This is a genomic window from Stutzerimonas sp. (genome assembly GCF_982611455.1).
Genome location: NZ_CEXBBO010000028.1, coordinates 39,853 through 66,400, shown reverse-complemented (window position 1 = coordinate 66,400; position 26,548 = coordinate 39,853). Strand labels below are relative to the sequence as shown.

The window sequence follows — 26,548 nt, the reverse complement described above, 5'->3', positions numbered from 1 at the left end:
AATCGGCAGGGGCTGAAGTCAGCCAGAAATACACAACTACTTCAGACCATCCCAAAGAAGAAAAATGAGATATACACCGCAGCTTTACAACCCAGCCTCAACAGGTAAAAATCCAATGAGTGATATCAAAATGATGTCTCTATGAGTATATGTACTGGATTTGCAGCACTGCTGCGTTAAGGAATTGGGGGCGAGGGATGTTCAAGAAAAGCATGATGGTAATGGCAGTAGCCGCAATGGTTTCCGGCTGCCAGTCGACCGGTCAGGAATATCAGGCAGACGTATTCGACGCCAGCCAAGTAAATCTACAGCAAGAAGCTAAAACCGTAAAAATCATTACGGTTTCTCCTACCAAGATCAAAGTAAGCAATGAGCGCAACAAGAAAGCGGCGATGATGATTGGCGGCGTTCTGGGTGCTCTCGGTGGTGCCGCACTGGGTTCTTCTAACAACCGTGATACGGCGATTGTTGGCGGTGTGGCCGGTGGCGCGACTGGCGCGCTGGCGGGCTCCCTTGTCAACGACACGACTCTGGTGCCGGGCGTTCTGATCGGCTACTCGGAAGAAGGCAAGATTTTCACTTCGGCTCAGGTTGGCCGGGTTTGCGAGTTCGCGTTGGGCGAGATATCCCTGATGGTCAAGACATCCGAGACTGAGACGCGAATCCAGCCGAACGCAACCTGCCCAGAACCGGTTAAGGGCTGAGACGATGAAACGTCTACTTATCACCGCGGTTCTATTGATGCTCGCAACGCCCACATTTGCCAACCAGTTTGAGCAATTGCATGAAATCGAAGTAGGGCATAAGCAGGCTCTGGCTGCACAGCAGGCCGAGCAGCAGCGGCAGGCAACTGCGGCGCGTGCTCGTCAGCAGGCTAAGGACGAAGCGCTTCGCAAGGAACGCATCGCTGGCGAGCAGAAGGCTAAGCAGCTGGCATTGCAGCTTCGATTGGCGCAGCAGGAAGAGGAAAAGCGGCTGCGTGGCCGCGATGAAAGTTTCGAAGATATTCAGCGCGAGCTGCAAATTGAAGAGGCCCGGCTTAAGCTTCAGACGATGAAAGCCAAGGCTGCGCGCGCCAACGATTACATCGATGCGGAACTGCGTGAAAGTGCGGCCAAGACTGACGTGATTCAGTCCAGCGCCGACGCCACTCGGGATGTTTCTTCCGGCGCTAAGTCATTACTGCAGAGCACTGGCGAAGCCGACGTCAATCGTTCGAAAAAACTCTTCGAATAATCTGCCCGTTGCACCTATCACGGCTCCGAATAGGGGCCGTGTTTGTTCGTGTTTATTTAAAGGCTAGTTGATATGCCCCGTTATTGTTATGTGCTTCTGGGAGTTCTGGTTCTGGCTGGCTGCAAGGAAGAGCAGAAAGAAGAGTTTCCGGTGTTGGACCTGCACGGTCGGCTGGAAGTGGATCAGGAAATGACTGCGCAGCGTCAGGCGCAAGGAATCGAAGGTTCGTATTACCGACGAGTGCTGACTGTGCGTGAACAAGACATGGCTTTTGTTGACTTCATAAAGCAGTTCTGCGCCGATCCCAACAGCACTAACGAAACCTGCCAGAAGGCGTTTCGGATCAAGAAAATCGATGATGTGAACGGAGCGACTAGATTCCTTCCCAGCGGACTGTAAGCCGTCCGGCACTTAGTCTGTTTCTAAGATAAAACCAAACAATGTGTGTTGGACCGAATATGGCATATTTCGTCAAAATCCGGATCTTCACAGATGGCGTCGTTCTTCAGCTAACCCGTTTGAGGGTGCTGCTGCAGGGTATCCGCGGTGAAGCCGATCTCATAACGGAGCATGGCGGCCGGTTCGCCAGCCAGCCGCTTCTACGAAACTGATCACGTATTAGTATTTAATAACCGCCACGATTTGCTCGATCAGCCATTGCAATGCCGCATCCCGCTCCCGCTGGGCGACGGTGACGATATCCAGCTGAAAGGTGCCTAGATCGAACGGCACTTCAAAGAGCTGTAACGGCAGCAACGTGGCGAAGTGGCGAGCGAGTTGCGTGGGCAGCACGGCGGCCAGATCGCTGCTTGCGACGATGTGGGCGGCCTGAAGGTAGTTGGGGGTCGTATAAACGACGTCGCGCGCGAGATCGTGGTCTTCCAGCCATTGATCGACCATCCCGCGTGTCTGGCCACCGTGGACCCACAAATGGCGCAGTCGCAGGAAGCTGGTGAGGTCGAGTGCTTCGTCAATCAGCGGATGTTCGCGGCGCACCGCGACTTGCAACGTTTCGCTCGCCCAGCGGCGAGTGTGGAAGCGAGTAGGGACTTCCGGAAAACGCCCCAACACCAAGTCCAGTTCACCGTTATCCAGTGCTTCTGCCGGCAGCGATGGAGTCAGGTGCTGGATCGCCAATTGAATCCCCGGCGCCACATCGGCCAGGTGCGCCATCAAGCGCGGCATGCAGATTAGCTCGACGTAGTCGGTCACGGCGATGACGAAGCGTTGGTGGCTGGTGGACGGATCGAAGAAGTCACCGGCGTTGAGCGTATGTTCGATCTGCTGCAACGCATCGCGGATCGGCGCTTCCAGGCTCAGCGCCCGGGGCGTGGGTTGCATGGCGCGGCCGACGCGTACCAACAGTGGATCGTCGAGCAGCTCGCGCAGACGATTGAGCGCATTACTGACGGCCGGTTGGCTGAGCGACAAACGTTCCGCGGCGCGGGATACGTTGCGCTCACGCAGCAGAGCGTCTAGCACGCGGAGTAGATTGAGATCGAAGTTGTAGATATTCATCGAATGAATTGGAAGTATCATAAGACTAAATTTCAAAAATAGTAGCGTCTTCAACTAAGGTAGGTCTTCTGTTTTTTCTGCCTTGCGACGAGGACTGCACCAATGAGCCAAACCCGCTTCGATATCCAGACCGCCGCCGTCATCGGGGCCGGCACAATGGGCCGCGGTATCGTCATGAGCCTGGCCAACGCCGGTGTGCAGGTGCTGTGGCTGGACACCAATCCACAGATGCTCGAGCAGGCCCTGGGCGTGGTCGCTGATACCTACGCGCACAACGTCCGTCAGGGGCGCATCGACGAAGCGCAAGCCGAAGCGCGCCGCGCCTGTATCAGCAAGGCGGCCGACTATCAGGCGCTAGCCGATGTCGATCTGGTGATCGAGGCGGTCTACGAGAACCTCGAACTCAAGCAGAACATCTTCCGCGAGCTGGACGGCATCGTTAAGCCGAGCGGCATTCTCGCCAGCAACACCTCGGCGCTGGATATCGACGCCATCGCCGCGGTCACCGGGCGGCCGGAGCAGGTCGTAGGCCTGCACTTTTTCAGCCCGGCACACATCATGAAACTGCTGGAAATCGTCCGTGGCGCGAAGACCTCGAAGGCGGTGCTCGAGGCCTCCACCGAACTCGGCAAGCGCATGGGCAAGGTCAGCGTGATCGCCGGCAACTGCCCGGGCTTTATCGGCAACCGCATGCTCGCCACCTACGTACGCGAAGCACGGGCGATGCTGCTCGAAGGTGCCTACCCGCATCAGGTGGACGCGGCGCTGCAGGGCTTCGGCTTCGCCATGGGGCCGTTCCGCATGTACGACGTGGTCGGCATCGACTTGGAATGGCGTTCCCGTGAACTGGCCGGCAAAGGGCAGGACGAACCTGAGGTGCAGATCGACAACCGTCTCTGCGAGCTGGGCCGCTTCGGCCAGAAGTCGCGCATGGGTTACTACCGCTATGCCGAGGGCAGCCGTCAGGCTGAACACGACCCGGAAGTTGATGCGCTGGTGCAGTGCGAGTCCGATCGTCTCGGTTATCAGCGTCGCGAAATTGGTACCGAGGAAATTCTCGAGCGCTGCCTGCTGGCGCTGGTCAACGAGGGCGCGAAGATCCTTGAGGAAGGCATGGCCGAGTCCAGCTCCGATATCGACACCGTCTACCTCAACGGCTACGGCTTCCCGGCCGAAGTCGGCGGGCCGATGACCTGGGCCGATCGCCAGGGCCTGCCGGCGATTCGTGATCGCTTGAATGCGCTGGCCGAACGCCACGGTCCGCACTGGAAGCCGGCCGAGCTGATCGACAGCTTGGCTACGCTCGGCGGTCGCTTCGTCGACTACAAGAAGGAGGCCTGAGCATGGAATACAAGGCACCTCTGCGCGACATGCGCTTCGTGCTACACGAGCTGTTCGACGCCACGGCCCACTGCGAACTGCTCGGTAACAGTCTCGATCGCGAGCTTATCGACGGCGTGCTGGAAGAAGCCGCGCGCTACACCGGCGGCGAGATCGCGCCGCTCAATCGCAACAGCGACGAAGAAGGCGTGACCCTGGAAAACGGGGAAGTGAAGACGCCGCAAGGCTTCGTCGAGGCCTACCAGCAGTACGTGGACAATGGCTGGGCCAGCATGACCGGGCCCACCGAGTACGGCGGGCAGGGCTTCCCGCAGCTGGTCGCCTGCAACTTTCACGAAATGCTGATGGGCGCCTCGCTGTCCTTCCGCATCTACTCTGGCCTGACCGAGGGCGCGGTGCTGGCGCTGTACAAGCACGGCAGCGAAGAACTGAAGAATGCCTATCTGGAGAAGCTGGTCAGCGGCAGCTGGAGCGGCACCATGTGCCTCACCGAGCCGCAGGCGGGCACCGACCTGGCGTTGTTGCGCACCAAGGCCGAACCGCAGGCGGATGGCAGCTACACCGTCAGCGGCAGCAAGATCTTCATCTCCGGTGGCGAGCACGATATGAGCGAAAATATCGTGCATCTGGTCCTGGCGCGCCTGCCGGATGCGCCGGCCGGCGTGAAGGGCATCAGCCTGTTGCTGGTCCCCAAGTTCATCGCCAAGGTGGACGGCACGCCGGGCGAGCGCAACGCGCTGTCCTGTGGGGCCATCGAGCACAAGATGGGCATCAAGGGCGCGGCCACCTGCGTGATGAACTTCGACGGCGCCACCGGCTGGATCGTCGGTGAGCCCAACCAGGGGCTCGCGTGCATGTTCACCATGATGAACGACGCGCGTTTTCAGGTCGGTTTGCAGGGCCTCGGCATTGCCGAGCAGGCATACCAAGGTTCCCTCGCTTATGCCCGCGAGCGGCTGCAATCGCGCGGGCTGGCTGGCGTCCAGCACCCAGACAAGGTTGCCGATCCGATCATCGTCCACCCGGACGTGCGTCGCATGCTGCTGACCCAGAAGACGTTGGTCGAAGGCAGCCGCATGTTGGCGGCCTATTGCGCGCGGCAGCTGGATCTCGAACACGGCGACCCCGAACCGAGCAATCGCAAGGCGGCGAGCAAGCGCGCGGCGCTGTTGATTCCCATCGTCAAGGCATTCTTCACCGACATGGGCCAGGAAGTGGCGAGTCTCGGTGTGCAGATTTACGGCGGCCACGGCTATATCCGCGAGTGGGGCATGGAGCAACTGATGCGTGACAGCCGCATCACCCAACTCTACGAAGGCACCAACGGCATCCAGGCGCTGGATTACATCCGCCGCAAGCTGCTCGGTGACGGCGGCGCCGAGCTGTCTGCATTGCAAGCAGAGTTCAGCGAACTCTGCGATCGCCAGATCGACCGACCGGCGTTGCACGAGATGGCCAGCAAGGTGCAGACGCGTATCGGCGAATGGCGCGAGCTGTCGGCCGAAATAATCGCCGCGACGCAGCGCGATCCGCAGGAAATCGGCGCGGTTTCGGTGGATTTTCTGCAGTACTCCGCCTATGTGTTGTTAGCCGGGCTTTGGCTGCAGGCGGCGGCGCGCGCGCAGGATGCACTGGAACAGGGTGTTGGTGAAGAGGCGTTCTATCAGGCCAAGCTGGCGAGCGCGGACTTCTATCTGCGCCGCGTGTTGCCGCGTGCCAGCGGGCATCGTGAGGCGATTCTCGGTGGGGCAAGCTGTTTGATGGCATTGCCGGAGGCGGATTTCGCGTTTTGAGTGGGAGATGAATAGTTGTCGAGCGAGCGATGGGTTGCACCCATCCTCCGCGGCGCAGAACAGCATGGAAATGAAGCTTATGCGCCCGCGATGGCGATGGGGGCTGGAGGGTTCCGACGTCAATGTCGCAGAACTGTGCACGATCAACGATCCAACGGATGCCGCGCCCCTCACCCCTTGCCGGGCGCCCCAGCCCTCTCCCTGGAGGGGAGAGGGGGCAGAACGCGGAGACGTTGAACTCCGGTGCTCGACGCTTGCGCGGACAAACTCTTCGAGCGCGGGCGGAATGGAGCAGAGCGCGTTACTTAAAACAGGCATGGATAGTGATCAAGCGCGAGCCGAGCTCCTCACCCCAATCTCCCCGGAGGGGAGAGGGAGCTGGACCGAGTGAGGTTCGCGCGCAGTGCTCGCCGTTGCACGGAAATACCCCCTCTCCCTCCGGGAGAGGGCTGGGGTAGGGCGCGTTTAAAAGCCCATGCCGAAGCCGAACCATAAAAACAGGAGGCACCGATGCATCCATTCAGCTTTGCCACAACCGCTCAATTGATCTGCGAGCCTGGCTCGTCGCGGCGTCTGGCCAATCTTTGTAAAGAGCGCGGGGCGAGCTCGGTGCTGATCGTTACTGATCCGGGTATTACCCGTTTCGGCTTGCTCAACGAGGTAATGCCGGGCTTCGAGGCCGAAGGTTTGCAGATCGCGGTCTATGACCAGGTGGTGGCCGACCCGCCAGAACACATTGTGCTGGCCGCCGTTGAGCAGGCGAAATCGGCCAAGGCGGATCTGATCATCGGCTTCGGTGGTGGCAGCTCGATGGACGTCGCCAAGCTGGTGGCGTTACTGGCGCATCCGGACTGTGCGCAATCGCTGCAGGACATCTATGGCGTGGGCAACGCCAAGGGCCAGCGCCTGCCGCTGATTCAGGTGCCGACCACCGCCGGCACCGGCTCGGAGGTCACTCAGATCGCCATCATCACCACCGGCGAAACCACCAAGATGGGCGTGGTTTCGACGCTGCTGCTACCCGATCTTGCGCTGCTCGACGCCGATCTCACTCTCGGCTTGCCACCAGCGGTAACCGCCGCGACCGGCATCGATGCCATGGTGCATGCCATCGAGGCCTACACCAGTGCACTGAAAAAGAACCCGTTATCTGACCTGCTGGCTCGCGAAGCGCTGCGGCTGCTCTCGGCCAGCCTGCACGAGGCGGTGCATAACGGCAGCAATCGCGAGGCGCGTCAGGCCATGCTGCTCGGCGCCTGTCTGGCCGGTCAGGCGTTTGCCAATGCGCCAGTGGCGGCGGTGCATGCACTGGCTTATCCGTTGGGCGGCAATTTTCATATTCCCCATGGCCTGTCCAACGCGCTGGTGCTGCCGCACGTACTGCGCTTCAACGTCAGCGCGGCGACCACCCATTACGGCGAGCTGGCGCCAATCGTCCTTGGCGAGCGGTTGCGCAGCGATGATCCGGCGACTTTTGCCGAACAGTTGATCGAGGAGATGGATCAGCTCTGCGGACGCATGGGCTTGCCGAATCGCCTGCGCGACGCCGGCGTGCCAGAAGCGATGCTGCCGCAACTGGCCAAGGAGGCCATGCAACAACAGCGGCTGCTTGTGAACAACCCGCGCGAAGTCACCGAGGCGGATGCCTTGGCGATCTATCAGGCGGCGTATTGAGCGCGCCGAGAAAAACAATGAACCTGGAGTAAGGCCTCGATGCCTGATCAACCCAAGCACCTGCGCGCCGACTATCGCTATTTCCACCCGATCAGCACGCGCTGGCACGACAACGATATCTACGGTCACGTAAACAACGTCACCTACTACAGCTACTTCGATAGTGCGATGAACACCTACCTGATCCACGAGGGCGGGTTGGATATCCATAACGGCGGTGTGGTCGGTTTCGTGATCAGTTCCTCCTGCGATTACTTCGCGCCGATCGCCTTTCCCGATGCCATCGAGGTCGGCTTGCGCGTCGGCAAGCTGGGCAACAGTTCGGTGCAGTACGAGCTGGCGATTTTCAAACAGGGCGAGCAGCAAGCGTGCGCGGCGGGGAAAGTGGTGCATGTATTCGTCGAGCGCGCACACAACCGCTCGACACCGATTCCGGACGGATTGCGCAAGACGCTGGAAGCGCTGGTAGTGGCGTAACGTAAGTCGTTGAGCTAGAGCTTTGCGTTCTATAGCCGCACAAGCGTGGCGCGGGGGCTGCTCGGCCAGGTGCATCGCCCGGCCTTCGCCCTGCAGGGAGACGGCCGGGTGACGGGGATAGCTTTGTCAGGAAGATGAGCTCGCTAACTCCGTAAAATTGTTCACTTAAGCGGTAACGGCTCGGCGTGCGACTCTAATTTGTGGCCCGCGAACCTCATTCGCCGCGAGGGCGCGCCTCCCACAAACCTGGTGCGGACCTGCTGCTTTTGTGGGAGGCCCGACCTCGGGGCGAAATTGCTTAAGTGAACAAGATCGCGCTAACGCCAGCGCCCCAATGGCTGACGTCAGTCGTGATGCTTGTGCTTATGCTTGTAATGCCCCTTGGCCTTGCCGGGGTGGTAATGGTGACGATCGTCGCGGTAGCGGCGGTCTCGGCGACCGTCGTCGTCATCGTCGCCATAGGCGTTGCCGACCGCACCACCGGCGCCGCCACCTACCGCTGCGCCGATCAGGCCGCCGGTGCTGCCGCCGACGCGCTGGCCGATTACGTTGCCGCCTGCAGCACCAAGGCCGCCGCCGATAGCCGCCTCGGTACGGCTGCGCTTATCCGCACCAACCATGCCGCCGGCCGCGCCGCCGACACCGGCACCGATGGCTGCTCCGGTCGAGCCGCCGAGATGCTCTCCGACCACCGAGCCAAGTGCTCCGCCCAGTGCGCCGCCAACGGCTGCTTCGGTGTTGCTTCCGGCAAATGCGGCGCTGCTGAGCAGGCCCGCGGTTAACAGCAGAATCGAGGAATACTTCATTACGAAACCTCACAGTGGATGGCGCCGCGATCCTCACGCGCCAGTGAACGCTTGTGCAAGCGCCTGCCGATGAAAGGTGTGATGCTTTTCACTTTTAGTAAGTATTTGATTTAACAGCGGAACCAAAAACAAGCGGAGCGGTCCGACATATTTACGCAGGCGCCATCAGGCGCCTTTTTATGCTTGCGAGAAGCCTACGGCTGACGAATCTCCCCGCGCGGCATACAGGCGAATGGCGATGGATTTGGACGTCGGCGTGTGGCTGCCGATGCCGACACTGGCCAGCGGCACCAGCGGGTTGGTTTCCGGGTAATAGGCGGCCGCCTGGCCCGGTGGAATATCGAAGGCGAGCAGAGTGAAGTTCCCAACCTTGCGCTCTATGCCGTCATTCCACAGTGACTGGATATCGACCTTCTGTCCGGGCTCGAAGCCCAGCCGGCGGATGTCGGCCGCGTTGACGAAGATCACCCGGCGCTGACCGCGAACACCACGATAGCGATCGTCGAGGCCGTAGATGGTGGTGTTGTATTGGTCATGCGAGCGCAGCGTCTGCAAGGTCAGGTCTGGCAGCACGCCGGTGCTGTGAACCGCCTCGTCGAACAGGCTGTCCGGCAGCGGACCGGCGATGAAGTTGGCGCGTCCGCTGTCGGTGTTCCAGCGCCGTGACGCGGCTGGGTTGTCCAGATGAAAGCCGCCGGGCAACAACAGACGTTGGTTGAAGTCGGTGAAACCAGGAATGGTATCGGCGATCAGCCGGCGGATGCTCGCGTAGTCGGCGATTAGTGTTTCCCACTCCAGCGGATGCTTGCCGAGCGTGGCCTGAGCGATGCCTGCAACGATGGCCGGCTCAGAGCGCATCAGCGGCGAGAGGGGCTCCAGCTGGCCGTGGGAGGCGTGAATCATGCTGAACGAGTCTTCCACGGTGACTGCCTGCGGGCCACCGGCCTGACGGTCAATGTCGGTGCGGCCGAGGCATGGGAGGATCAGCGCGTCGCGGCCGACGGTCAGGTGGCTGCGGTTGAGCTTGGTGCTGATCTGCACCGTCAGCACGCATTGCTGCAATGCCTGATGGGTGCGCGAACTGTCCGGCGTGGCCTGGGCAAAGTTGCCGCCCAAGCCGATAAAGACCTTCGAGCGACCGTCCAGCATCGCTTCGATGGCTTCGACCACGTTGTGTCCGGGCTGGCGCGGTACGGCAAAGTCGAAGCGCTTTTCCAACGCATCGAGCAGCGCCGCCGGCGGGCGCTCGTTGATGCCCATGGTCCGATCGCCTTGTACGTTGCTGTGACCACGCACCGGACATAGGCCCGCGCCGGGTTTGCCGAGGTTGCCGCGCAGCAGCTGTAGATTGGTTATTTCCTGAATGGTGGCGACCGAGTGGCGATGCTGGGTGATGCCCATGGCCCAGCAGACGATCACCCGCTCGGCGTTGCGGTAGATTCGCGCCGCCTGTTCCAGCTGAGCCAGATCGAGGTCCGACTGTTGTTCGATGTCTTCCCAACTGGTGGCATCCAGCATTGCCAGATAGGCGTCGATGCCCCTGGTGTGCTGTTCGATGAAGGCGTGATCGAACACCGATGGCTCACCCTTGGACTGGGCTTCGCGCTCCCAGAACAGCAGAAGCTTGGCGATGCCGCGCATGGCCGCCATGTCACCGCCCAGGGCCGGGCGGAAAAACGCCGTATTCAGCGGTGCCGAGCCGTTGGCGAGCATTTCCAACGCATGCTGCGGATGCTGGAAGCGCTCCAGGCCGCGTTCCTTCAGCGGGTTGAAGCAGACCACCTGCGCACCACGGGCGACCGCCTCGCGCAGTGGTTCGAGCATGCGTGGGTGGTTGGTGCCGGGGTTCTGTCCGAGGACGAAGATGGCGTCGGCTTGGGCGAAATCTTCGAAGGTGACGCTGCCCTTGCCGACCCCGATGCTTTCGCCGAGAGCGACGCTGCTGGCCTCGTGGCACATGTTCGAGCAATCGGGAAAGTTGTTGCTGCCGTAGGCGCGGACGAACAGTTGGTAGAGAAACGCTGCCTCGTTGCTGGTCCGCCCGGACGTGTAGAACTCGGCCTGGTTAGGGTTATCAAGTGCTTTAAGGTGCTCGGCGATCAGCGCAAAAGCGGCGTCCCAGCCGATCGGTAGGTAGTGGTCGCTGGCGGCGTCGTAGCGCATCGGCTCGGTGAGCCGGCCTTGATATTCGAGCCAGTAATCGCTCTGCTCGCGCAGCTGGCTGACGCTGTAGTGTGCAAAAAAGCTGGCATCGACGCGGCGGGTGGTGGCTTCCCAGTTCACGGCCTTGGCGCCGTTCTCGCAAAACTTTACTGCACCGTCTTCCGGCGAATCGCCCCAGGCGCAGCCTGGGCAGTCGAAGCCACCGTTCTGGTTGGTCTTCAGCAGCGCGCGCAGATTCTTCAGCGGCTGATTACTGTCGAGCCAGGAATACGCGACGCTGCGCAGCGCACCCCAGCCGGCGGCGGCGCCGGTATAGGGCCGATAATGCGGCTTTTCCGGCTGCAGGCTCATTCGTTGTACCCGTCGTCTGTATCGGCGGCCGGGCTGTAGACCCGTGGCGGACTGCGGTGGGGAATGTGAATCAGGTTGATGTTATGTCGCTGTGCCCATTGGGTCGCCAGACCGGTGGGCGCCGAGAGGCTGACCAGGGTGGGGATGCCGGCGCGCTGAACCTTGTGGATCAGCTCCAGGCTACAGCGGCTGGTGACCACCGCGACGCCGCCCGTGACGTCATGCCCGGCGCGGCTGAGTGCGCCGATCAACTTGTCCAGCGCGTTGTGTCGGCCAATGTCTTCACGGCCCAACAGGATCGAGCCCTGAGCATCCATAAACAGCGCGGCGTGCACCGCCCCGCAGGTCTTGCCGAGCGGCTGGTATTCGGCGATGCGTTGACGCAGGTCTTGCAGCCAATGCGCCGGGGGCAGCGGCGCGATCGGTAGCACCGGCAGCTGCGGCAGTGCCTGCTCCAGCGCCTCGACACCGCACAGGCCGCAGCTGGCACTGCCCGGTAGCTGGCGGCGTTGCTCCTTGAGCTTCCAGAACGCACGACTGGCGATCTCGACATCGGCCTGGCGACCGCTGCCGGTGCCGCTGATGTGAATGTCGTAGATCTCGCTGGCTTCTTCGACGATGCCACTGCCGAGGCTGAAGCCCACCACGAAATCTTCCAGGTTGGCCGGTGAAATCATCATCACCGCCTGGCTGATGCCGTTGTAGGCGATTGCCAGGGCGCATTCCTCGGCCAACTCGACCGGCTCTTGCAGCGTCTCGCCAATGGCCTTGAAGTGATAGCGTTGGCTGGCGTCAGCCGGCGCGCTGCTATCCGGGGAAGCGAGGGGGCGGCGTGGGGCGTTCATGAGCAGGCTCGATGGTTGATCGTTCGAACAGGTTTTTTTTGCCGACCGGCTGACTGTGCGCGGCTTAAGCAGGTTTTTCAACGCGTATTGCGTCTGTGCAGTCATGCGCCGTTCGTCCCGGCGGGCTCCATCACGATGCGTTACCGGCAAGCATCTCGCGCACTCGCGTGGCCAGATGGTCGATGGCGAACGGCTTGCTGATCATATCCATGCCCGCCTCCAGGAACCCGCTGCTGGCCGCCTGCTCGGCGTAACCGGTCATGAACAGCACGCTCAATTCAGGGCGATGCTGACGAGCGATATCCGCCAATTGTCGGCCATTCATTCCCGGCAAGCCGACATCCGAAACCAGCAGATCGATGCGTTCGCCGCTTTCCAGAATTTTCACCGCGGCGTTGGCCTCGGCCGCCTCCAGCGCTCGATAGCCGAGCATGCCCAGCACATCCAGCACCAGTTGACGCACGGCGGGATCGTCTTCGACCACCAGCACGGTTTCGCCTTGCAACGCCTGTGGCGGTTGCTCAGCCGGGTTGTCAGCCGCTGCCGGCATCGGCAGCGCATGGTGCGCCGGAAGATACAGCGTGACCTCGGTGCCTTTACCGATTTCGCTGCGGATCTGCACGTGACCACCGGCCTGGCGGGCGAAGCCGTAAATCATCGACAGCCCGAGTCCGGTGCCTTGGCCGATCGGTTTGGTCGTGAAGAACGGCTCGAATGCGGCGGCCAACACCTTGGGCGACATGCCGCAACCGCTGTCGATCACGCTGAGGGTGACGTAGCGACCCGGCGCCAGTTCGCCCACTTCAGCTTGACGCAACAGCTGCACATTGGCGGTGGCGATATACAGGCTGCCACCGTCGGGCATGGCATCGCGGGCGTTGATGACCAAGTTGAGCAGGGCGCTCTCTAGTTGGTTTTCGTCGCTGTTGGCGGCCCACAGGTCCGGCTGCAACTGGGCGTCGACCAGAATATGGCTGCCAAGGGTACGCACCATCAGGTCGCGCATCGATTCGACCAGCGCGTTCAGGTCGACCCGCTTGAGGTTCAGCGGTTGACGCCGGGCAAACGCGAGCAGGCGATGGGTGAGCGCCGCGGCACGGTTGGCCGAGGTGGCGGCGGCATCGATGAAGCGCTGGGTTTCGGCGTGACGACCGGTCTGGTTATAGCGCTGTATCAGATCCAGTCCGCCAATGATGCCGGTGAGCATGTTGTTGAAGTCATGGGCGATGCCGCCGGTGAGCTGGCCGACCGCTTCCATTTTCTGCGCCTGACGCAGGGCTTCCTGCGCCTGTTCGCGGCTGGCCATTTCCTTGAGTAGCCGCTCGTAGACCTCGGCCAGTGCGGTGGTGCGCTCCTGCACGCGGCTTTCCAGGGTTTCGTTGAGTTCGCGCAGGGCCTGTTCGGCGCGCCAACGCTCGGTGACATCCTGCGTCAGGACAAAGAAACCTTGCACCTTACCTTCGCCGTCATGGTGCGGCAGGTAATGCATCCAGGCCCGGCGCAGCTCACCGTCGCGGTGGGGCATGGACGCCTCGAAGATGGCTTCTTCGCCGATAAGGGCGGCCTTGATCCGTTCGCGGCGCTCGTTATAGGCGCGCTCGCCGATCACGTCTTTCAGATGCATCCCATAAATGGTGTCGGGAGGCTGGCCGAACCAGGTTTCATAGTGGCGGTTGTTAAAGCGATAGCGCTCGTCCCGGTCGACGTAGCCGATGAGCACCGGCAAGGCGTCGGTGATCATGCGGATCTTTTCTTCACTGCGGCGTAGCGCTTCCTCTTCGCTACTGCGCAGGCACAACAGTTGCCCGGCGATCTCCTGGCCATCGCGGATGGGGCTGAGGGTCAGATCGAGCCAGACGCCGTCAGATGCGCCCTCTCCAGGCAGGCAGTGATTGCGCAGCAGGCATGCCTGGCTGCGTTGATGGCCGTTGCAGGCATCGACCAGCGCTGCCCAGATTTCACCCCAAGTGGAGGTGACCGATGCACCGAGCGCGGCGGGGTGGCGATCTCCGATCAGTGCCGCGTGGGCGTCGTTGTACAGCTGCACGCCGCTGTCGCCCCAGAGCACGCACATCGGCAACGGCGCTTCGAGCAAAGTGTCGAGCAGCACCCGCAGCGAGACCGGCCAGCTATTGATCGGGCCCAGCGGCGTTACGCTCCAGTCGTGGCGGCGGATGCGGCCGCTCATGTCGCTGTTGTCGTGCGGCCAGAATCGCGGATCTACTGCCATATCTCGTCCATCGATGCGGGTGGGCCATGCGGCGCACGTCGCGTTTAAGCGGCATTCATCTGCCCTATTGGCGCAGCTCGGGGCTGAGCCGCGTTGTATTGTTACCGGTCACCTCGTTATCTCGCTGAGCGGCTGCCTTAGCTCAGGCAAGCATGATCCCGGCAATCAGGCAGGCCAGCGGTATGCCTGCATTCAGGCCGGATAACCCTGCAAGCTGCGAATCAGCTCTAGGTAATCGTCGACGGCACAGAATTCTTCAGTGTTTTTTTGCCCGCGACGGCTGTCCGGTTCGCTGATGGCCAATAAATGCGCGACGCCGAAGCCGCGGGCGCTGCGCAAAACCGGCAGGCTGTCATCGATGAATAGCGAGGTGGCTGGATCGAAATCCAGATCCGCTTTCAAGGCATCCCAAAATTGCGCCTGCTCTTTAGGAAAACCGTAGTCATGTGAACTGATCAGACGGTCGAACCACGGTGCCAGTTCGATGCGTTCGAGTTTTAGAGACAGCGAGTCTCGATGGGCATTGGTGATTAGCACCACGCGTTTGCCGGCCTGGCGCAGGGCGGCGAGGAATTCGTCCGCCGCCGGGCGCAAGGCGATCAGGTCGGCGATCTCGCGCTTCATCTCACGGATCGGCAGGTTCAACTCGCGGGTCCAGTAGTCCAGGCAGTACCAGGTGAGCTTGCCCTCGTGTTCGGCGAAAAGCGGAGTCAGCTCCATTTCGGCCATGGTGCGACTGATGCCGTGCCGTTCGGCGTAGCGCTGCGGCAGGAATTCGAGCCAGAAGTGATTATCGAAGTGCAGATCCAATAGCGTGCCGTCCATATCCAGCAGGACAGTGTCGATCTCGGACCAGGGCAGTGAAGCGATCATGGCGGGCTCTCGTGGTTCGGCAATCGGATAATGGTGCGGCAGTGGTCGGGTCGATGCAAAGCGTTGACGGTCAGTGCAAAAAGCCGGGTTATGATTGCGGTTCGCGTTTCAAGGATATCCCCATGCGCCAGAAACCAACTGTGCTTGCCCGTGAGATCGTCGCCACTAGCCGTCTGTTCCGTGTCGAGGAGCTGCAGCTACGGTTTTCCAATGGCGTCGAGCGCACCTACGAACGACTGGTCGGCAAGGGCACCGGTTATGGCGCGGTGATGATCGTCGCGCTGGAAAGCGACGGCAGGGCGTTGCTGGTCGAGGAATACTGCGGTGGCACCGACACTTACGAGCTGTCGTTGCCCAAGGGGTTGATCGAACCGGGCGAAGATGTGCTGGACGCGGCCAACCGCGAACTGAAGGAAGAAGCCGGCTTCGGCGCGCGCAACCTTGAGCTGCTCACCGAGCTTTCGCTCTCGCCGGGTTATATGAGCCAGAAGATCCAGGTCGTGCTGGCCCGCAATCTTTACCCTGAACAGCTGCCGGGCGACGAGCCTGAGCCGATGCGAGTCGAGCGAATCGATCTGCGTGAACTGTCGAGCCTGGTCCAGAACCCGCAATTCACCGAAGGACGTGCCCTCGCCGCGCTTTACCTGGCGCGTGATCTGCTCACCCAGCGGGGAGAGTTCGGCCAATGAACCATCCTTATCTGACGCGGGTCATCGACCTGGTCCGCGCCGCCGGCGAGGCCATCCTGCCGCACTGGCGCAACGATGTGCAGGTACATGAGAAGGCCGACGCATCGCCCGTCACAGCCGCCGACATGGCGGCTCATCATTTGCTGGCCGACGGCCTGCGCGCGCTGGATGCGAGCATTCCGGTGCTCTCCGAGGAAGATTGTGCGCTGAGCTTGGCCGAGCGTGCCGGCTGGACGCGTTGGTGGCTGGTCGATCCGCTGGATGGCACCAAGGAATTCATTGCTGGCAGCGAAGAGTTCACCGTCAACGTCGCGTTGGTCGAGCAGGGCCACGTGCTGTTCGGCGTGGTGGGCATTCCGGCCAACGGCCGCTGCTATTACGGCGGCGCCGATTTCGGTGCATGGCGCGCCGAAGCCGATGGCGCCGCGCAGCCGTTGAAGGTGCGTCAGAGCCCAGCGGAAGGTTTTACGGTCGTCGCCAGCCGCCGCCATTCCAGCCCGGCGCAGGAGAGATTGCTCGAAGGCTTGCGTCAGCGTTTCGGTGAGCTGGTATTGGCCAACGTCGGCAGTTCGTTGAAGCTGTGCCTGCTGGCCGAAGGTGCCGCTGACTGCTATCCGCGCCTGGCGCCGACCTCGCAGTGGGACACCGCGGCGGCCCAGGGCGTGCTCGAAGGTGCTGGCGGCGAAGTGCTGGATGTCAGCGGCGCGACGCTGACCTACGAGGCGCGCGAAAGCTATCTCAACCCATCCTTCCTGGCGCTACCTCGCGGCGTTGACTGGCGCGCCGGACTGATCGAACTGGCGAACCGCTGAGCGAGGGCTCGCCAACCGGGCAAGCTGGAGCGGGTCCGGTATGGCTGTCTGTTTATGCCAATCTTCGAAGCCAGCCCCGTTGCAGCAGTGTTACGACTGCCGTGAACAGGCCAAACGCATGAATCGGATCGCTGGAGCGGCGTTGTGTCATCGAAAACCCCTACCGGGATACGACAATGGATCTGGCGCGCCTTCGTTCAAAGCGCGCTGATCCCGCTGGTGCTGGTCGAGGTGGTGCTGATCGCGGCCTACCTGCAGACCAACAATGCCATCCGTGATGCGCAGATCGAGCATCTGCGCGAGACCGCGCTGTCCGAATTACAGGCGGCGGCCGACCGTGAGTCGCGAATCATCAGTCAGCAGCTGCAACAAGTGGCGAGCGCCACGACGCTGTTTCGCAATTTCACCATCCGCGCGTTGGACGACACCGGCATCGAACCGCAACCGCCATTAACGCTTGGCTCCGGTGGTGTGCGCTACAGCCCGCGCGATGAGGGCGGTGCGGCGGGCTTCTATTCTGCTGTCACCGCGCCTGAATTGCAGGACCTGGAAAAGGTGGCGCGCTTGCGCCGTCTCGATCCGCTGATGAAGGAGCTGCATGTCGCCAACCCGCTGATCGCCAGCCTCTATTTCAACAGCTGGGATAGCTACAACCACATCTATCCGTGGTTCGACACCGCCGAGCAGTATCCGCCGGACATGGACATCCCGAGCTACAACTTCTATTACCTGGCCAGCTCCTGGCATAACCCTGCGCGCAAGGTCGTCTGGACGGACGTATACCTGGACCCGGCCGGGCATGGCTGGATGATGTCGGCCATCGCGCCGGTGTATCGCGGCGATTTTCTCGAGGGCGTCAACGGCATCGATATCACCGTCAGCGGCATTCTGAAGCAGATAGGCAGTCTGCGGGTGCCCTGGAATGGCTATGGCGTGCTGATCAGTCGCGATCTCAACATCATGGCATTGCCCGAGGCGGGCGAGCGCCAGTTCGGCCTCGACGAGCTGACCGAGCATTCATACGACGAAGCGATTCGCCGGGAAGTTTTCAAACCCGAGGACTTCCGCCTCGGTCGCCGGCCGGAAACCCGCGAACTGGCGCACGCCATCGCCGCGCAAACCGAAGGCGTGCAGCGCCTGAACCTCGATGGCCGCCAGCAGCTGGTGGCCTGGACCACGGTGGAACAGACCGGCTGGCACCTGCTGGCGGTGGTGGACGAGGCCGAAGTGTTCAGCCAGACCAATGCTTTGGCCAGTCGCTATCGGCAGATCGGCTACCTGCTGATCGCCGGGCTGCTGCTGTTCTATCTATTGTTCTTCGCTTATATGTGGCTGCGTGCGCGGCAGCTCAGTCAGGCACTGCTCACCCCCATCGCCAGCATCTCGCGAATGATGGACCAGATTGGCCATGGCCTGTGGCGACCGCAGCCGGTCGCCTCGGATATACGCGAACTCGACGATCTGGCACAGCACACCCAGGCCATCGGCGGGCAACTCGAGCTCAGCGAGGCGCAGCGTTCGCAAGCATCCAAACGTCTCGAACTGGTGCTTGAAAGCGCCACCGAAAGCCTCTGGGAAAACGACATGCGCAGCGCCACGCTGCAGTTCCGCGGGCGCCTGCCGGCCCGCTTCGGGCTGCCCTCGTCGCGGATCAGCGAAGCGCAGTTCCTGCAGCGCATCCATCCGCTCGATGTGCCCAAGGTGCGCGCCGAGTTGGCCCGCATGCATCAGGGCGATGCGCTGCGCTACGAAAGCGAGTTCCGCTTCGTCGATGCTCTTGGACAATATCACTGGCTGCTCAGCCGCGGCCGTGTGCTCGAACGCGACCCGCAGACTGGCGAAGCCACGCTGGTCGCCGGCACCCATGTGGATATCGATGCGATCAAGCGGGTCGAGGAGGACCTGCGCCAAGTCACTCAGCAAGCTCAGGTCGCCAATGAGGCCAAGACTCATCTGATTTCCAGCATCAGCCACGAGCTGCGCACACCGCTCAACGCGATCCTCGGGTTCGCCCAGTTGATGCGCATGGACTGCTCGCCCGAAGCCGATCCGGACGCGGCCGACTACCTCGACGAGATTCTGCTGGCCAGCCGGCACCTGAATCAGCTGCTCAGCGACATCCTCGACTGGTCGAGCCTGCAGGCCGAGCGGCCGCGGCTGGAGTTGAAGCGGGTCGAGGTCACCGCGCTGATGCGCGAATGTACCGAGCTGGTCGCGCTCGATGTGCAGCGCCATGGCCTGCGGCTTGAATTCGATCTGCCGGATGCACCCATCGAAGTACTGGCCGAGCCACGGCGCCTGCGTCAGGTGCTGCTCAATCTGTTGTCCAATGCGATCAAGTACAACACGCCGTCCGGGCAGATCCTGCTCAGCATCGAAACGGTGGCTGGGCAGGTGCGCCTGCTGGTCGAAGACACCGGCTTGGGCATCGACGAGGCGCTGCAGGCGCGGATGTTCGAACCCTTCCAGCGGCTGGGCCGCGAGAACTCGAACATCCAGGGCGCCGGGATCGGGCTGTCGCTGTGTCTGGAGTACGCCAAGCTCATGGGTGGCAGCATTGGCGTGAAGAGCGAACCGGGCGTCGGCAGCCGCTTCTGGATCGCCCTGCCGATGCTGGAGCCGCAACCCGTGCTGCCAGCCCGTGAGCGGCCGCGCATCGTCTATGTCGAAGACGATCCGGCTAGTCAGCTGCTGGTGCGCAAGGCCCTGGCCGACATGGGCGAGATCAGCGTGATCGGTAATGGCCGGCTGGCCTTGGAGCATTTGCTGGCCGATCCGCCGGAGCTGCTTCTGTTGGACCTGAACCTGCCCGAATTGAATGGTGAGGAACTGTTATCGCTGCTGCGCCAGACGCCGGCGACCCGTGAGCTGCCGGTCATCGTGCTCAGCGCCGCCAGCGAGGCGCGCAGCGGTTTCGATTGTCAGGGACGCTTGAACAAACCGCTGGACCTCGACGAATTGCGCCGGCTGGTCCGCGCTTGTTTGCAGGCGCCGGGTCTCAAGCCGAGCTGAATGACTCGCGGGTGTTAATCGGCCCGCTCACCGCAGAGGTCGAGGCCGAACCAATGTTCCACTTCCTTCTGCGACAAGCCGGTGCCGAGCAGCGAGAACAGCTTGCCCAGCGCCGCTTCGCGGGTCATCCCGCCGCCTGATACCAAGCCAGTGGCCGCCAGTTTGCTGCCGGCCGCATAGATGCCGAATTCGACATGACCTTGCGGGCACTGGCTAATTGCCGCCAATACCACGCCGCGTTCATGCGCTTCCTTCAACACACCCAACAGCTCGGCATCATCCGCCGGCCCGGTGCCGCTGCCGTAGCATTCGAGCAACAGGCCCTGCACGCCACTGTTCAACAGCGCGCGTATTTGCGCCGCCTGGATGCCTGGATACAGCGGCAACACCGCGAGGCTGACCGGGCGGCGTGGCTGACGATAATCGAGCACGGCAGGAACATTCGGGGCGCGCTGGCCGTGCCGCTGGCGAGGCGGGGCACCAAAGGCATCCAGCGTGGCGGTGCCACGCTTGCTGGCCCGCGCGCCATGCATCAGCTTGCCGCTGAAATACAGATGCACACCCGGCGCGACACCCGTGTGAAGCGCCTGCATGGCACCGAAGAGATTGCTCCAGGCATCGCTGCCGGACGCACCGGCCGGCAACATGGCGCCCGTCAGCAGCACCGGGACGTCGAGCCCAAGCAAGAGGAAGCTCAACGCCGCGGCGCTGTAAGCCAGGGTATCGGTGCCGTGCAGCACCAACACGCCATCGCAGCCGTCCTGCTCGACGCCGGCACGAATGGCCTCGGCGATCGCCAGCCAGTTGGCTTGGTTCATGTTGGCACTGTCGATGGGGGGTAACAGTTCGCGGAACTGCCAGTGCGGCAATGCCAGCTCGGATTGTTGGTCCTGCTGTTCGCGCAATCTGTTGGCAAAGCCGGAGGCGGGCATCAGGCCTTCCGCGCTCTGCTGCATGCCGATGGTGCCGCCGGTGTACAGCACCAGGATGTTTCTGGAAGCCGGCATAGGGGACTCCTAATAAAAAACAGGGGGCCGAGCCCCCTGTTCACGTGTGATCGCCGGGCGGCTTAGTGCTGATGCGCCTGGGTTCCGGCGAGCGTGCCGTCTGCGGTGGCTTCACCGATGGCCTTGGCCGGCCAGACGCTCGGGTCCAGATCCAGATCGGCGAAATTCTTCGGATCGAACACTGGCGACTCGACCCCCGCCTCGCGCTGGCGATCGTAGTCACGCATCAGGCGCAGGCCGACCTTGAACAGCAGCGCCAGGGCGATCAGGTTGCAGATGGCCAGCAGGCCCATGGTCACATCGGCAAAACCGAACACCGTACCCAGGTCCTGGATCGAGCCCCACATCACCAGGCCGATGACCATGATGCGGTAGACCAGCACCGGCCAGCGCTTGCCGGTAAAGAAGCCCAGCGCGTTCTCGCCAAGGTAGTAGTTGTAGATCAGCGTGGTGAACACGAACAGCAGCAGCGCCACGCTGATGAATACCCGGCCCCATTCGCCGACGACGGCGGCAACGGCGGTCTGGGTCAGGACCACACCGGCCATGTCGCTGCCCGGCTCGAACACACCGGAGAGGATGATGATCAGCGCGGTGCAGCTGCACAGCACGATGGTGTCGATGAACACACTCAGCGACTGCACGATGCCTTGCGCCACTGGGTGCTTCACCTCGGCGACCGCCGCCACGTTAGGCGCGCTGCCAAGCCCCGCTTCGTTGGAGAACAGGCCGCGCTTGACGCCCATGATGATCGCCGCGCCGATGCCGCCGGCAAACGCCGGTTCCAGGCCGAAGGCACTACGGAAGATGGTGCCGAACGCCTCTGGAATCTGTCCGGCGTTGCTGCCGATGACGAAGATCGCCATGGCGATGTAGGAGAACGCCATGATCGGGACGAGCACGTCAGCGAATTTGGCGATGCGCTTGATGCCGCCGAAAATGATCAGGCCGATCACCACCATCAGCACGATGCCGCTGACGAAGGTGGGCACGCCGAAGGTGTCGTTCATCGAACTGGCGACGGTGTAGGACTGCACGGCGTTGAAGCCGAAGCCGAAGGTCACCAGCAACAGCAGTGACACCACGATGCCCAGCCAGCGCTGGCCCAGGCCATGCTGGATGTAGAACGCCGGGCCGCCGCGATAGCCGCCGTCGGCTTCACGGCGCTTGTACAGCTGCGCCAGGGAGCATTCGAAATAGCTGGTGGCCATGCCGACCAACGCCACGATCCACATCCAGAAGATCGCGCCCGGGCCGCCGAGCATGATAGCGACCGAGACACCGGCGATGTTGCCGGCACCGACGCGGCCGGCGACGCTGAGCATCAGCGCCTGGAACGAACTGAGCTGGCCCGGCTGACGTTTGAAGGCCTCGCCGAAGATGCGGAACATGCTGCCGAAGTAGCGAAACTGGACGAAGCGCGAGGCGATGGTGAAGTACAGGCCAAGACCTATCAGCATCACGATGAGCAGCTTGCTCCAGATGAGATCGTTGAGGAGATCGAGCATGGCGGAAGGGTCTCTCTTGTTGTTTTGACGAATGAAAGAACGCAGCCTTGGAATGGTTGGCCAGACGCACCGGTCATGCAATTGCGCGGGTCGCGGCGAACTGGCGCGAGTTGATGCTAGAATCGCGCCGCTCGCATCATCGGAACGCACCATGTACGACCACCTCGGCGCCAATCTCAAGCTGCTCTGCAGTCATTACCGCTCAATCGCCGAGGTCTGCCGCAAACTCGCCATCAATCGTGCCCAGTTCAACAAATACCTCAATGGGCAAAGCCGGCCTACGGCTCATAACCTCAAGCGTATATGCGATTTCTTCGGTGTCGAGGGCTACGAGCTGGGTTTGCCCAGCGAACAGTTCAGCCAGCTGATTGGCCTGCGCAGTCATGACCAGGACCGCGTCGCCGCCAGCGACCCTTTGCTCGAGCTGTTCCAGCCGATGCGTGACAACGCCAGCAGTCTCGCTCGCTATTGCGGTTACTACTTCGAATACGCCAACTGCATGTCGGTGCCGGGGCAGATTCTGCTTTCTTTGGTGCACCTGCACGAGGATCGTGGCAGCTTCGTTTTCGAACGGCAGGAGCGGCAGGAACAATCGCGTGTGGACAGTCCCAAGGCCGAAGACTGGGTAGTGCGCTGCCGCTACCTGGGCGCCGCCTTTTATCTACAGGACCGCCTGTTTCTCATCGACTACGAGTCGCTGACGGGCAATGAGATGAGCCAGACCATCCTCATTCCCAGCTTCAAAAGCCGCATCAATCGCCTCAACGGCCTGAAGACCGGCGTCTCCAGCGGCGACCGGCGCACCCCGGCCTGCACCCGCGTGGTCTGGGAATATCTCGGTACAGAGATCAACCGGGTCAATGCCTACCGGCAGGTGATGCTCTACGGACTGGACGATCCGCGGATCGATCCAGAAATCCGCGAGCGGTTGGCGTCGGCGCAGATGCGCGATGGGTTGTTCGAGATTGAATAGCCGACCGGCGTTCGCCGGGTCCGGTGGAGATATTTCGCGCGGTGTCGGCGCTGATGCCATGGATGTGCTCTTTCTTCGCGAAGTTCTTGCCGCCCTCAGCCATGTTGAAGGGGCGGGAAGTTTTCGGTCTGCCGGACCATCTCATAGCCTTTCGGGAGTTCCGCCTGGGCGAACGCTGCGGCAATGAAAGAGCTGAGCACAGGGTAAGCGTAAGTAGCTTGCGCATGAGGCCACCAGGAAATCTGCGGGGTCTGCAAACCGCGGCTTGTGCCGTATCACGCTTTCGCCAGTAGGGCTGACGCCGCCTCGCCCGGATGGCGGCGCTGTCTGCAGCTTCTGCTGAACCGCCAAGTCAGAGCGGCCCGGCGTCTCTCATTCCTTGTTGCCGCTGTTGTATATGTCCTGATCCAACTCGTTCTCGCTGCGCCCGACCAAGGTGGTGGTCATCAGGTCACCGGCGACGTTCACGGTGGTACGCGCCATGTCGAGGATGCGGTCGATGCCGGCAATCAGCGCCACACCTTCGAGTGGCAGGCCGGCCGAAGTCAGTACCAGCCCGAGCATGATCAGCCCTGCGCCAGGAATGCCCGCAGTACCGACCGATGCCTGGGTCGCGGTGAGGATGATCATCAGATACTGCCCGGCATTGAGGTCGATGCCGAACGCCTGAGCGATGAACAGCGCTAGCACGCCTTGATAGATGGCGGTCCCGTCCATGTTGATCGTCGCGCCGACGGGCAGCACGAAGCCTGCCACGCCTTCCGACACGCCCAGGTTCTTGCGCGCGCACTCGATGGATACCGGCAGGGTGCCGGAACTGCTCGAGGTGCTGAAGGCGACCGCCAACGCCGGCGCGATGCCTTGCAGAAAACGCAGCGGACTGAGCCGACCGACCAGTCCCAGCAGGCCGCCGTAGACCAGCAGAACGTGAGCGATGCTGGCCAGGTAAATCACGCCGATCACCCCCGCCAGCGGCAGCAGGACCTCGGCACCGTGGCTGCCGATCACGCCTGCGGTCAGAGCGAAGACACCGATCGGCGCCACGCGCATCACCAGATCGGTGAGTTTGTAGAAGGTCTCGGCGAACCCATCGAACAGCCTTACCGCTGGCGCAGCGCGTTCACCGACCAGGTTCATGCTCACGCCTAGCGCAATGGCGAAAACGATGATCTGCAGAATGTTGCCTTCGGCGAATGCAGTGACCGGATTGCTTGGTACCAGGCCAACCAGGATGCTCACGAGAGAGGGCGCCTGCTTGGTCTCGGTCGTTGTGCTGGCCACCATGTTCATGCCCTCTCCGGGGCTGAACAGCGCACCGAACAGCAGCCCGATACTGACCGCAAACGCGGTGGTGACCAGGTAGATGACGATGGTTTTGACGCTGATCCGCCCGAGCTTGGCGCTGTCCTGCATGGAGGTGATGCCGGCGACCAGCGAGACGAATACCAGGGGCACGATGAGCATCTTGATGGCATTGAGAAAAAGCGTGCCGATTGGTGCCAGAACCAGTGCGTCCTGCTTGAAGGCGACGCCCGTGGCGATGCCCAGAGCCAGGCCGATGAGAATCTGTTGCCACAGGGCCAAACGGCCGAGCAGGCGCAGGGGTTTAGCGAGGGTGGTGCTCTGATACATGCGGATACCTGTTTGTTGTTCTTATTGAACGAGCCGTTTACCGCGGCTCGATAAGGGCGCCCGGCACATCGGGCGCTCCTTGTAGCGGGGATGCCTGGGTATCAGGCTTTCAGCGGCACCAATCTTGGCGCGATCATGTTTTCCGGGCGCAGGATGTCGTCGAGGGTGGCGTCGTCCAGCAGCTGCTCCTCGCGCACCAGTTCCAGCACGCCGCGGCCGCTGAGCAGCGCCTGACCGGCGATGCGGGTGGCGTTCTCGTAGCCGATGTAGGGGTTCAGCGCGGTGATCAGACCGATGGAGCTTTCCATCAGCTGACGGCAGCGATCCTCGTTGGCGGTGATGCCGACGATGCAATGTTCACGCAGCATGTCCATGGCGCGTTGCAGCAGGCGGATCGAGTCGAACAGTTTGAAGGCGATCAGCGGCTCCATGACGTTGAGCTGCAGTTGTCCGGCCTCGGCGGCCATGGTCAGTGCCAGGTCGTTGCCGATCACCTCGAAAGCCACCTGGTTGACCGCCTCGGGAATCACCGGGTTGACCTTGCCCGGCATGATCGAACTGCCCGGCTGGCGCGGCGGCAGGTTGATCTCGTTAATGCCGGTGCGCGGCCCGCTGGACAGCAGGCGCAGGTCGTTGCAGATCTTCGACAGCTTCACCGCCAAACGCTTGAGCATGCTGGAGAAAGTGACGAATGCGCCCATGTCCGAAGTCGCCTCGATCAGATCCGCCGCCGGCTTGAGCGGGTGACCGCTGATAGTCGCCAGGCGCTGCACGGCCAGGGCTTGATAGTTCGGGTCGGCATTGATGCCGGTGCCGATGGCGGTGCCGCCGAGGTTCACTTCCACCAGCAACTGCGGAGCGATCAGGCGCAGGTGCTCGAGGTCTTCGCCGAGCGTTGTGGCGAAGGCACGGAATTCCTGGCCGAGGGTCATCGGCACCGCATCCTGCAGCTGAGTGCGGCCCATCTTGAGGATATGCGCGAACTCGGCAGACTTGCCGGCGAAGGCTTGCACCAAACTGTCGAGGCTGGCCAGCAAGGTGTCGTGGCCCAGCAGCAGGCCGAGGCGAATGGCAGTGGGATAAGCGTCGTTGGTCGACTGCGCCATGTTCACGTCATTGTTCGGGTGCAGATGACGGTACTCGCCCTTGGCGTGGCCCATGTACTCCAGCGCCAGATTGGCGATCACCTCGTTGGCGTTCATGTTGGTGGAAGTGCCGGCACCACCCTGGATCATGTCGACGACGAACTGGTCATGATGCTCGCCGCGGATCAGGTGCGCGCAAGCCTGGCTGATCGCCGTGTGCTTGGCGTCGCTGAGGTGCCCCAGCTGGCGATTGGCGTCCGCCGCCGCCTGTTTGACCATCGCCAGCGCGACCACCAGCTTCGGGTAATGCGCCAGCGGTACGCCGGACAGATGAAAGTTGTGCACGGCGCGCAGGGTCTGGATGCCGAAGTAGGCGTCAGCGGGTACTTCGAGGGAACCGAGCAGGTCTTTTTCGAGGCGGAATGATGCAGCGGAGGACATGAGGATTCTCATCCGAGAGAAAAGCGGTGCTTACCGCGAAGGCCCATACCATAGGACTTGAGGGCCATAATCGGCCAATGCC

21 protein-coding genes are annotated in these 26,548 nt (G+C 62.1%); 11 read left to right on the top strand and 10 right to left on the bottom strand.

Translation table 11 applies throughout. The annotated features are described in order from the left end of the window. Positions 1 to 197: 197 nt before the first annotated feature. The 3 genes from AC2LD7_RS16390 (at position 198) to AC2LD7_RS16380 (ending at position 1,635) form a co-directional block, all read left to right on the top strand. On the top strand, positions 198 to 704 hold the full coding sequence (locus AC2LD7_RS16390) for a hypothetical protein (protein WP_484598792.1): 507 nt from the start codon (positions 198 to 200) through the stop codon (positions 702 to 704). A 4-nt stretch (positions 705 to 708) separates the two neighbouring features. Continuing rightward, a complete protein-coding gene (locus tag AC2LD7_RS16385) occupies positions 709 to 1,236 on the top strand; it encodes a DUF5384 family protein (protein ID WP_484598791.1) in 528 nt (175 codons plus the stop codon). 72 nt (positions 1,237 to 1,308) lie between these two features. Further along, entirely contained in the window at positions 1,309 to 1,635 is a 327-nt protein-coding gene (locus tag AC2LD7_RS16380) for a hypothetical protein (RefSeq protein WP_484598790.1), read from the top strand. A 219-nt stretch (positions 1,636 to 1,854) separates the two neighbouring features. Here the strand turns inward: AC2LD7_RS16380 and AC2LD7_RS16375 are convergent, their stop codons facing one another. Beyond that, positions 1,855 to 2,754: a LysR family transcriptional regulator gene (locus tag AC2LD7_RS16375; RefSeq protein ID WP_484598789.1), complete on the bottom strand. Its 900-nt coding sequence runs from the start codon at positions 2,752 to 2,754 to the stop codon at positions 1,855 to 1,857. Positions 2,755 to 2,856: 102 nt separating this feature from the next. On the opposite strand from AC2LD7_RS16375, the gene AC2LD7_RS16370 reads away from it, so the two are divergent. From AC2LD7_RS16370 to AC2LD7_RS16355, 4 genes are all read left to right on the top strand, one after another. Continuing rightward, positions 2,857 to 4,095 (top strand): 3-hydroxyacyl-CoA dehydrogenase, encoded by a 1,239-nt coding sequence (locus tag AC2LD7_RS16370; protein ID WP_484598788.1) that lies wholly within the window; start codon positions 2,857 to 2,859, stop codon positions 4,093 to 4,095. 2 nt (positions 4,096 to 4,097) lie between these two features. Beyond that, positions 4,098 to 5,888, top strand: a complete 1,791-nt coding sequence (locus AC2LD7_RS16365; RefSeq protein ID WP_484598787.1) for an acyl-CoA dehydrogenase C-terminal domain-containing protein — start codon at positions 4,098 to 4,100, stop codon at positions 5,886 to 5,888. Between the two features lie 510 nt (positions 5,889 to 6,398). Further along, entirely contained in the window at positions 6,399 to 7,562 is a 1,164-nt protein-coding gene (locus tag AC2LD7_RS16360; protein ID WP_484598786.1) for an iron-containing alcohol dehydrogenase, read from the top strand. 39 nt (positions 7,563 to 7,601) lie between these two features. Continuing rightward, complete coding sequence (locus AC2LD7_RS16355; RefSeq protein WP_484598785.1) at positions 7,602 to 8,039, top strand: acyl-CoA thioesterase; 438 nt, start codon at positions 7,602 to 7,604, stop codon at positions 8,037 to 8,039. A 344-nt stretch (positions 8,040 to 8,383) separates the two neighbouring features. Here AC2LD7_RS16355 and AC2LD7_RS16350 read toward each other — a convergent pair whose 3' ends face one another. The 5 genes from AC2LD7_RS16350 to yrfG all read right to left on the bottom strand — a co-directional run bounded on the left by AC2LD7_RS16350 (position 8,384) and on the right by yrfG (position 15,307). Beyond that, positions 8,384 to 8,845: a hypothetical protein gene (locus tag AC2LD7_RS16350; protein WP_484598784.1), complete on the bottom strand. Its 462-nt coding sequence runs from the start codon at positions 8,843 to 8,845 to the stop codon at positions 8,384 to 8,386. Between the two features lie 177 nt (positions 8,846 to 9,022). After that, positions 9,023 to 11,359 carry an FdhF/YdeP family oxidoreductase gene (locus AC2LD7_RS16345; RefSeq protein WP_484598783.1) on the bottom strand — a complete coding sequence of 779 codons (2,337 nt, stop codon included), beginning with the start codon at positions 11,357 to 11,359 and terminating at the stop codon, positions 9,023 to 9,025. Then, complete coding sequence (fdhD, locus tag AC2LD7_RS16340; RefSeq protein WP_484598782.1) at positions 11,356 to 12,204, bottom strand: formate dehydrogenase accessory sulfurtransferase FdhD; 849 nt, start codon at positions 12,202 to 12,204, stop codon at positions 11,356 to 11,358. The genes AC2LD7_RS16345 and fdhD overlap by 4 nt, the downstream gene beginning before the upstream one ends. A gap of 130 nt (positions 12,205 to 12,334) precedes the next feature. Next, the gene (locus AC2LD7_RS16335) at positions 12,335 to 14,434 is read right to left on the bottom strand and encodes a hybrid sensor histidine kinase/response regulator (RefSeq protein ID WP_484598781.1); all 2,100 of its coding nucleotides are present in this window, start codon (positions 14,432 to 14,434) and stop codon (positions 12,335 to 12,337) included. Positions 14,435 to 14,626: 192 nt separating this feature from the next. After that, positions 14,627 to 15,307 (bottom strand): GMP/IMP nucleotidase, encoded by a 681-nt coding sequence (gene yrfG / locus AC2LD7_RS16330; RefSeq protein WP_484598780.1) that lies wholly within the window; start codon positions 15,305 to 15,307, stop codon positions 14,627 to 14,629. Between the two features lie 122 nt (positions 15,308 to 15,429). Here yrfG and nudE point away from each other — a divergent pair, with 122 nt between their 5' ends. The 3 genes from nudE to AC2LD7_RS16315 all read left to right on the top strand — a co-directional run bounded on the left by nudE (position 15,430) and on the right by AC2LD7_RS16315 (position 19,820). Then, a complete protein-coding gene (nudE, locus tag AC2LD7_RS16325) occupies positions 15,430 to 15,996 on the top strand; it encodes an ADP compounds hydrolase NudE (RefSeq protein ID WP_484598779.1) in 567 nt (188 codons plus the stop codon). Then, on the top strand, positions 15,993 to 16,808 hold the full coding sequence (gene cysQ, locus AC2LD7_RS16320; RefSeq protein ID WP_484598778.1) for a 3'(2'),5'-bisphosphate nucleotidase CysQ: 816 nt from the start codon (positions 15,993 to 15,995) through the stop codon (positions 16,806 to 16,808). Before nudE ends, cysQ begins: the two co-directional genes overlap by 4 nt. A gap of 144 nt (positions 16,809 to 16,952) precedes the next feature. After that, a complete protein-coding gene (locus AC2LD7_RS16315) occupies positions 16,953 to 19,820 on the top strand; it encodes an ATP-binding protein (protein ID WP_484598777.1) in 2,868 nt (955 codons plus the stop codon). 14 nt (positions 19,821 to 19,834) lie between these two features. Here AC2LD7_RS16315 and AC2LD7_RS16310 read toward each other — a convergent pair whose 3' ends face one another. Both AC2LD7_RS16310 and AC2LD7_RS16305 read right to left on the bottom strand, forming a co-directional pair. After that, positions 19,835 to 20,827, bottom strand: coding sequence for an asparaginase (locus tag AC2LD7_RS16310; protein WP_484598776.1), 993 nt, complete (start codon positions 20,825 to 20,827; stop codon positions 19,835 to 19,837). A 62-nt stretch (positions 20,828 to 20,889) separates the two neighbouring features. After that, the gene (locus AC2LD7_RS16305) at positions 20,890 to 22,335 is read right to left on the bottom strand and encodes an alanine/glycine:cation symporter family protein (RefSeq protein ID WP_484598775.1); all 1,446 of its coding nucleotides are present in this window, start codon (positions 22,333 to 22,335) and stop codon (positions 20,890 to 20,892) included. Positions 22,336 to 22,486: 151 nt separating this feature from the next. On the opposite strand from AC2LD7_RS16305, the gene AC2LD7_RS16300 reads away from it, so the two are divergent. Continuing rightward, a complete protein-coding gene (locus tag AC2LD7_RS16300; RefSeq protein WP_484598774.1) occupies positions 22,487 to 23,308 on the top strand; it encodes a helix-turn-helix domain-containing protein in 822 nt (273 codons plus the stop codon). 372 nt (positions 23,309 to 23,680) lie between these two features. Here the strand turns inward: AC2LD7_RS16300 and AC2LD7_RS16295 are convergent, their stop codons facing one another. Further along, positions 23,681 to 24,940 (bottom strand): dicarboxylate/amino acid:cation symporter, encoded by a 1,260-nt coding sequence (locus AC2LD7_RS16295; protein WP_484598773.1) that lies wholly within the window; start codon positions 24,938 to 24,940, stop codon positions 23,681 to 23,683. Positions 24,941 to 25,041: 101 nt separating this feature from the next. Then, positions 25,042 to 26,466: an aspartate ammonia-lyase gene (locus AC2LD7_RS16290; protein ID WP_484598772.1), complete on the bottom strand. Its 1,425-nt coding sequence runs from the start codon at positions 26,464 to 26,466 to the stop codon at positions 25,042 to 25,044. Between the last annotated feature and the right edge of the window lie 82 nt (positions 26,467 to 26,548).

Bases quoted from the DNA above. Each gene is read 5' to 3' on its own strand.
- AC2LD7_RS16295 (WP_484598773.1), bottom strand. From the start codon at position 24,940: ATGTATCAGAGCACCACCCTCGCTAAACCCCTGCGCCTGCTCGGCCGT.
- cysQ (WP_484598778.1), top strand. From the start codon at position 15,993: ATGAACCATCCTTATCTGACGCGGGTCATCGACCTGGTCCGCGCCGCC.
- AC2LD7_RS16350 (WP_484598784.1), bottom strand. From the start codon at position 8,845: ATGAAGTATTCCTCGATTCTGCTGTTAACCGCGGGCCTGCTCAGCAGC.
- AC2LD7_RS16300 (WP_484598774.1), top strand. From the start codon at position 22,487: ATGTACGACCACCTCGGCGCCAATCTCAAGCTGCTCTGCAGTCATTAC.
- AC2LD7_RS16360 (WP_484598786.1), top strand. From the start codon at position 6,399: ATGCATCCATTCAGCTTTGCCACAACCGCTCAATTGATCTGCGAGCCT.
- AC2LD7_RS16290 (WP_484598772.1), bottom strand. From the start codon at position 26,466: ATGTCCTCCGCTGCATCATTCCGCCTCGAAAAAGACCTGCTCGGTTCC.
- AC2LD7_RS16335 (WP_484598781.1), bottom strand. From the start codon at position 14,434: ATGGCAGTAGATCCGCGATTCTGGCCGCACGACAACAGCGACATGAGC.
- AC2LD7_RS16375 (WP_484598789.1), bottom strand. From the start codon at position 2,754: ATGAATATCTACAACTTCGATCTCAATCTACTCCGCGTGCTAGACGCT.
- AC2LD7_RS16380 (WP_484598790.1), top strand. From the start codon at position 1,309: ATGCCCCGTTATTGTTATGTGCTTCTGGGAGTTCTGGTTCTGGCTGGC.
- AC2LD7_RS16365 (WP_484598787.1), top strand. From the start codon at position 4,098: ATGGAATACAAGGCACCTCTGCGCGACATGCGCTTCGTGCTACACGAG.
- AC2LD7_RS16370 (WP_484598788.1), top strand. From the start codon at position 2,857: ATGAGCCAAACCCGCTTCGATATCCAGACCGCCGCCGTCATCGGGGCC.
- AC2LD7_RS16305 (WP_484598775.1), bottom strand. From the start codon at position 22,335: ATGCTCGATCTCCTCAACGATCTCATCTGGAGCAAGCTGCTCATCGTG.
- AC2LD7_RS16310 (WP_484598776.1), bottom strand. From the start codon at position 20,827: ATGCCGGCTTCCAGAAACATCCTGGTGCTGTACACCGGCGGCACCATC.
- AC2LD7_RS16355 (WP_484598785.1), top strand. From the start codon at position 7,602: ATGCCTGATCAACCCAAGCACCTGCGCGCCGACTATCGCTATTTCCAC.
- yrfG (WP_484598780.1), bottom strand. From the start codon at position 15,307: ATGATCGCTTCACTGCCCTGGTCCGAGATCGACACTGTCCTGCTGGAT.
- AC2LD7_RS16345 (WP_484598783.1), bottom strand. From the start codon at position 11,359: ATGAGCCTGCAGCCGGAAAAGCCGCATTATCGGCCCTATACCGGCGCC.
- fdhD (WP_484598782.1), bottom strand. From the start codon at position 12,204: ATGAACGCCCCACGCCGCCCCCTCGCTTCCCCGGATAGCAGCGCGCCG.
- AC2LD7_RS16390 (WP_484598792.1), top strand. From the start codon at position 198: ATGTTCAAGAAAAGCATGATGGTAATGGCAGTAGCCGCAATGGTTTCC.
- AC2LD7_RS16385 (WP_484598791.1), top strand. From the start codon at position 709: ATGAAACGTCTACTTATCACCGCGGTTCTATTGATGCTCGCAACGCCC.
- nudE (WP_484598779.1), top strand. From the start codon at position 15,430: ATGCGCCAGAAACCAACTGTGCTTGCCCGTGAGATCGTCGCCACTAGC.